This window comes from Kitasatospora sp. NPDC047058 (assembly GCF_040643935.1).
In the GTDB taxonomy this organism is placed as follows: domain Bacteria; phylum Actinomycetota; class Actinomycetes; order Streptomycetales; family Streptomycetaceae; genus Kitasatospora.
The window spans coordinates 1-6,316 of sequence record NZ_JBEYVJ010000379.1 but is presented as its reverse complement, the minus strand read 5'-3'; the positions used below and the strand labels follow the sequence as shown (position 1 = coordinate 6,316).

Sequence of the window (6,316 nt, the reverse complement as noted above, 5' to 3'; positions counted from 1 at the left end):
GCCGCTTGGTGCGGCTCCGGCCCCGCCGGTGACTGTGCGCCCGCTACCCGCGGCGTGCCGCCCGGTGGTCGAGGTGGGTGATCACGCCGGTGTGGAAGCGCTCGACGGCGGCGTCGACGCTGCGGATGAAGCCGGACTCGGCGTTGCCGCGGGTGTTGCCCATCGTCTTCGAGAGGGACAGCCGGAACCCGGTGATCTTCGAGGAGTCCTTCGGCAGGAGGTCGCCGGGCTCGGGCCGCAGCTTCTCCAGCGTGCCCCGGGGGCCGGCGGTCGCACCGTCGGTCAGCGTCTCGACGTGCAGGTCGGCGGGTGCCTCGGCGAGCTGGCGGACCAGGCGCTTGACCCAGCTGAGCGGGTAGCCGGCCTCGGGGGCGGGGATCTCCATCGAGGTGCGCAGCTTGCCCAGCCGCAGGTCGGCCGTGATCCCCAGGTTGCCGGCGGTGTCGGCGATCCTGATCTCGGCGGTGAGCCGGCCGTCCGCGCAGAGCCGGTCGGCGAGGGCGGTGCGGCGGGCCTGCGGGTCGTCACCGCGCCGGGACCGCTGCACGGGCAGCACCTTGACGCCGAGTTCGCCGCCGAGCCGGAAGCAGACCTGGCGGATGAGGCGCTCCCAGCTCTCGGCCACCTGGACGGCGCGCTCGTCCCCCTCGACCAGGGTCTCGTCGTCGATGCCGTTGCGGACCGGGACCCAGGCCGGTCCCATGTTCTGGAAGCCGTGGCAGCCGGAGTTCTCGTGCTGGAGGTAGTGCAGCAGTTCCTCCAGCAGCCAGCCGTGCGCCGGGTTGGCCACGCCCTCGTGCCGGATCAGCATCTTCGCGTGGAAGGTCACCTCGGCCCAGGACAGGTGGCAGAGCGCCACCTTGTGCTTGCGGCGTCCGTCGATCTTGACCGGGACGAGCGGACTCCCCTCCAGCGCGACGTCGTTGGAGAGCGTGATCACCGCCTCGTAGCCGCGGCGGGCCGCGATGTCCATGTAGTCCTGGATCTGCTCCGCCTTCAGCGGATTGCCGTTGGTCTTGCTCTCCACCAGGGCCGTCCAGCGCCGCCCCGCCCGCTCGACGCAGATGACACCGTCGGGGCGCTTGGGGGAGTCACCGTGCGGGAGCGACACCTCGGTGAAGTTCTCCATCCGGCCGGCCGGGGCGCCGAACGCCGCGGTGAGCCGGCGGCCGAACTCCGGGACCTGGGCCATCACCGACAGCAGGACCGAGGTGGCGCGCACCTCGCGCTCGCGGTCGCTCTTGAGGGTGGTGGCGGGGAAGAGCCGGGCCGACCGCCAGGAGTCGTTCTCGGCCAGCGACGGCCGCGGGCTCCTGGGACGGGTCACCTTCTTCCGTGCGGTGCGCAGCCGCTTGGGCGCTTCGGGCGTCGCCGGAGCCCCGTCGGGTGCCGACGGCTGGTGCGGGATCAGCACCTTGGCGGCGGACGGCTCCGCCGGTGCCCCGGTGGCCGGCTCGGGGACGGCCGCAGGGGCTTCGGCGCCTTCGTCGGCCGCCCGCTCGGCGTGCTCGGCGTCCTCCTGGCCCTCGTCGTCGTCGATCCCGATGCCGAAGTCGGTGGCCAGCCCGGCCAGACCGGTGTCGTAGCCCTGGCCGACGGCGCGGAACTTCCACTCGTCGTTGCGCCGGTAGATCTCGCCGAAGACGAACGCGCTCTCCGTCGTCGCGTCCCCGATGGCGAAGCCGAGCAGGTGCTCACCGGTGCTGTCGGCCAGGGCGAGCCGGAGGTTGTCCAACTGGCCGAAGGCGGCGCGCCGGTGACGGCTGGCCGCGATCACCAGCCGCTCGACGTCGGCGGGCACGGCGGTCAGGTCGAGCTGGATCCGGTCCTCCGTGCCGTCCTCGGCCGGGGTCTGCCCGAGGAGTTGGACACTGCCGTCCTCGGCCGACGGGTTGTTGTAGAAGAAGAAGTCGGCGTTGCTCCGGACCTTGCCGTCCGCGGCCAAGAGCAGGACGGACACGTCGGCGTCGCCGTCACCGCCGGGGCTGCTCCAGCCCAGGCTCACGGTGACGGAGTCGGCGCTCTCGCTGAGCGTCGCCAGCCCGACATTGGCGCCCTTGACCATTTCCTGCACGAAACGCCCCCAAGCGGATCCGGGGCTGCGCCGCCCGGACCGGCGCGCAGCACGATGTCACTGCCGGCGGCATGTGCCGGGGGCAGCCAGCAGGGAGCCTAGCGGCACTGACGCCTGGTCCGGCCTGGCTTTTCGCAGATGGTGTGCATGCAACCGGAATGTGACCTTCCGTGCGAGCCGGGAGCCGGGGGTCGTCGCCCCACTCGAACGGGGCAGTACGGCTCGCCGTGGGGGGTGGGTGTTGCGAAAGCATGGGTCCTGCGGGCCGTCGGGCCCGAGGTGGTGAGCAGGGAGAGGGATCCTCGGTGCGCGAAGTTCAGGGACTGCCGCTGCGGTGCGGCGTGGGGGTACGAGTGGTGGCGTTCATGGCGGTGCTGGGCGGGGTGGGCGTGCTGGCGGCGTGCAGCAGCTCGTCGACCAACCCGTCGATCGCCTCGCCGGGGGCGGCCACGACGCTGACCACGGCGCCCGAGCCGTCGCAGTTCTCGGGGGAGCCGCCGTCCGCGCTGGCCTCGGCGGCGGAGTCGGCGCTGGCGTCGGTGTCGGCGGCGGCCGAGTCCGCCTCGGCCGCGGCGGCGTCGTTCGAGGCGTCGGTGTCGGCGCAGGGCGCGGAGGCGCGGCAGAAGGCGCAGGAGGTGCTGGGCTCGCTGGAGAACGGCGGGAACGCGCTCGGGGACATCACGATCACCGGGGTGCCGCGGGCCCGGACCGGGGGGCTGCACGCGGTCGTGGTGACGATCAAGAACAGCGGCCTCGACACCGCCTCGTACGCGGTGCAGGTCGACTTCACCGACACCAGCGGGAAGACGGTGGACAGCTCGGTGGTCGGGGCCCGGGACCTGCCGGCCGGGGACCAGGCGCAGCCGGTCGCCTTCAGCAGGGCCCCCGCAGACCAGGTCCTGCTGCCGGTGGTGGTGAAGGCGGTGCGGTACTGACCCGGTCGCCGGGCCGGTACCGCACCGGACGGGCTGTCAGGGCAGCGGGATGCGGACGACCTGCGGGTCGTGGTCGCTGAGCTGGGCGGGGAACTCGCTGTTGAGGTGGACGATGTCGTAGCCGTACGGCAGGGCGGCCAGTGCGCCGGAGATCAGGATGTGGTCCAGGACCTGGGAGTTGCCCTCGTAGACGTAGGTGTAACGCTCGCCGGGCGGGAGCGTGCGGGGGAGGTCGACCAGGGAGCCGCCGACGGTCAGCAGGTCGGCGGTCCGGGAGAACTCGAAGTCGTTGAGGTCGCCGAGGACGATGACCGAGGCGTTCGGGTCGACCGCGAGGATCCGGTCGGTGAAGGACTTCACCGCGGTGGCCTGGGCGTTCCGCTGGGTCTCGGACGGGCGGGCGGGCTGCTGGTAGCGGCCGAACAGGGGCTGGTCGCCGCCCTTGGAGTTGAAGTGGTTGGCGATCACGAAGACCGGCTTGCCGTGCCAGCGGAACTCGCCGGCCAGCGGCTTGCGGCTGGCGTCGAACGCGGAGTTGCCGGGGTCGATCCGCCCGGGGGAGTAGGCGAGCGCGGGGGTGCCGGCGTCGTCGACGACGGAGTCGGCGGTGGTGGAGCCGGCGCCGGGGCGGTCGGTGAAGGAGAGGCCGCGGTCGGTGCGGTAGAGGAAGACCTGGCGGATGTTGCCGCCGGGCTGGCCGCCGTCCTGGCCGTCGACCGGGTTGATCTGCCGGTAGGAGTAGGCCGGGCCGCCGGCCGCGGTGATGGCGGTGGTGAGCTTGGCGAGCGTCTGGTCGGCGGCGACGACGCCGTTGTCGGTGGCGCCGTTGTTGTCCTGGATCTCCTCCAGCGCGACCAGGTCGGGCGAGCGGAGGTTGCTGACGATGCCGGCCGCGAGGCCGTCGAACTTGCTCTGCGGGTCGCCCGGGGCGAGGTTCTCCACGTTGAACGTGGCGGCGGCCAGTTCGCCGGCGGCCGGCGCGGTGGTGGTCTCGGGCGCGAGGCCGCCGGGGGAGACCGCCGGGGTGGCGGTGACCAGCAGCTTGAAGTTCCCGAAGGAGTAGTCGAGCACGCCGACGGTGGCACCGGTGAGGGTGTCGCCGACGGTGGCGGCCGGCGTGGGGGCGAGCACGTCGTCGAGGAGCACCCGCTCCGGGTTGGCGTCGTTGGCCTGGAGCAGGATGCCGCCCCGGGCGGTCCGGGTGGTGCTGCCCTGCGGGACGACCGGGATCTCGCCGTAGGTGCTGGTCGGGCCGACGACGGCGGCGTCGTCCAGCTCGACCCGCATGCCCTCCAGCGACTCCCAGAAGTCGAGGCCGTCGGTGGCGGGCCGGAAGGAGCCGGCGGTCTCGACGTCGCCGCCGGTGACGCCGGAGATCACGGCGGCGGGCGGCACCCGGCCGCCGGTGCCGACCGGCGTGGGCGCGGGCAGCGGCGCGTTGTGGGCGACGATGGTGACGCTCGGGCCGGTCAGTTCGGTGACGGTGAGGTTGGTGGTGCCGCCGGTGCCGCCGGGCCGGTACTCGCCGACCGTGCCGTTCACCTTCACCGAGTCGCCGGCCGTAACGCCCGGGGCGGACGCGGTGTAGACGTAGACGGCCTCGCTGGTGGCCGGGTCGGCGTCCGGCGCCGGGTCCTGGTACCAGAAGCCGGCCGGGCCGACGGCGGTCACCACGCCGGGCACCGCGGAGACCGTCCGTCCGGCCAGCGGGGAGGTGCGGGCCGCGCCCTGGACGTCGTGTATTCGGGTGCCGCCGCCGGAACCGCCGCCGGTGGAGGCGGAGTTGCGCGGGGCGGGTGCGGTGACGGCGAAGTCGGCCGCGTTGCCGTCGGTGTCGGTGGCGCCGCCGCCGGCCCGCAGCGCGGCGGTGGTGTTGGACAGGTTGCCGGTCGGCGATCCCTCGGAGGAGCTCGCCGAACTGCCGTAGCCGACCAGGTCCTTGACACCCGGCTGGGTGGCGCAGCCCGAACTGCACGTCAGCGCCGTGCCGTTGGTGACCAGGGCGACCTTGCCGGAGGTCGCGCCCATGGCGGTCGTGCCGGTGGCGTCGGGGGCGGGCAGGGCCGAGCCGGTGCCGGCGCCGGCCGCCTCCTGGACGAGGTAGTACGCCCCGGGGGCGATGGTGCCCGCGAGCGTGGTCCGCGACCAGGACGAGCCGCCGGCCGAGGCGTACTGCACCGTCCAGCCGGTGACCGTGACCGGGGCGGTGCCGCGGTTGTACAGCTCGATGAAGTCGTTGGCGTACGGGGCACCGGAGTTGCCGCCGCCCCCGTAGACCTGGCTGATCACGACGTCGGGCGACACGGCCCGGGCGGTGGTGGCGGGGAGGGCGAGCAGGGCTCCCGCCACGGCGGCGGCGGAGGCCACCGCCAGGGTGCGGATCCGGGCTCGGTCGGTTCGCGGCATGGGCGTTCGCGGCATGGGCGTTCCTCCTGGGGGGCGGACGGCCCGGCCGTCCGGCGGATCTGACGGCCGGTGGATTCCGGGCGCTGCGTGTCTAACAGCGCCACCGGACTCGTACCGCGCGCTGCGGCCGACGGCCAGACGTACAGCGGAAGAACAGTTCTTCTGGCATGTACGCACCCGGATGATTCGTCCACGGCCGCACCGGACCCGGCGGGGCGGGAGCCGGGTGTCCGGCGCAGCCCCCTTGCCTCGTGCGCTACCCGTCGGTAATCCTGTCGGTCACCTTGCTGACGCCGCGTCCAACAGAGGAGCCGTATGCCCGCCGACGTCACCTTCCCGCTGCCCGCCCCGTACGGTCCCGGGGCGGTGACCGTGCACCACCGGCGGACCGGCACCGGGACCCCGCTCCTGCTGCTGCACGGGATCGGCCACCACTGGCAGGCCTGGGAGCCGGTACTGCCCGCACTCGCCGAACGCCACGAGGTGATCGCCGTCGACCTGCCCGGGTTCGGCGCCTCGCCCTCCCTGCCCCCGGGCGTGCCGTACGGGCTGGACACCGTGGTCCCGGTGCTCGGGCGGCTCTGCGCCGAGCTCGGGATCGAGCGGCCGCACGTCGCCGGGAACTCGCTCGGCGGCTTGCTGGCGCTCGCACTCGGCCGGGCCGGACTCGCCCGCTCGGTGACGGCCCTGTCCCCGGCCGGCTTCTGGACGGAGGCGGAACGTCGCTACGCCTACACCGTCCTCGGCGGCATGCGGGCCGGCGCCGGGGTGCTGCCGCCGTCGCTCGTCGGACGGCTCTCCCGCACCACGGCCGGCCGCGCGCTGCTGGTCTCCACCATCTACGCCCGCCCGGGCCGCCGGGACGCCGCAGCGGCGGCCGCCGAGACCGCGGCGCTGGGCG

The 6,316-nt window shown here is 73.9% G+C and carries 4 protein-coding genes; 2 read left to right on the top strand and 2 right to left on the bottom strand.

The window, feature by feature from the left end:
- Positions 1-43: 43 nt before the first annotated feature.
- Positions 44-2,065, bottom strand: a complete 2,022-nt coding sequence (locus ABZ885_RS33300) for a TerD family protein (protein WP_360197062.1) — start codon at positions 2,063-2,065, stop codon at positions 44-46.
- 314 nt (positions 2,066-2,379) lie between these two features.
- Here ABZ885_RS33300 and ABZ885_RS33295 point away from each other — a divergent pair, with 314 nt between their 5' ends.
- The gene (locus ABZ885_RS33295; RefSeq protein WP_360197059.1) at positions 2,380-3,009 is read left to right on the top strand and encodes a hypothetical protein; all 630 of its coding nucleotides are present in this window, start codon (positions 2,380-2,382) and stop codon (positions 3,007-3,009) included.
- A gap of 36 nt (positions 3,010-3,045) precedes the next feature.
- Here the strand turns inward: ABZ885_RS33295 and ABZ885_RS33290 are convergent, their stop codons facing one another.
- Positions 3,046-5,430, bottom strand: coding sequence for a lamin tail domain-containing protein (locus tag ABZ885_RS33290; RefSeq protein WP_360197056.1), 2,385 nt, complete (start codon positions 5,428-5,430; stop codon positions 3,046-3,048).
- A gap of 300 nt (positions 5,431-5,730) precedes the next feature.
- On the opposite strand from ABZ885_RS33290, the gene ABZ885_RS33285 reads away from it, so the two are divergent.
- The coding region (locus ABZ885_RS33285) for an alpha/beta fold hydrolase (RefSeq protein WP_360197053.1) at positions 5,731-6,316 on the top strand (586 nt) is incomplete at its 3' end.

Coding starts and splice junctions, on each gene's coding strand:
- ABZ885_RS33290 (WP_360197056.1), bottom strand. CDS start 5,430: ATGCCGCGAACGCCCATGCCGCGAACCGACCGAGCCCGGATCCGCACC.
- ABZ885_RS33300 (WP_360197062.1), bottom strand. CDS start 2,065: ATGGTCAAGGGCGCCAATGTCGGGCTGGCGACGCTCAGCGAGAGCGCC.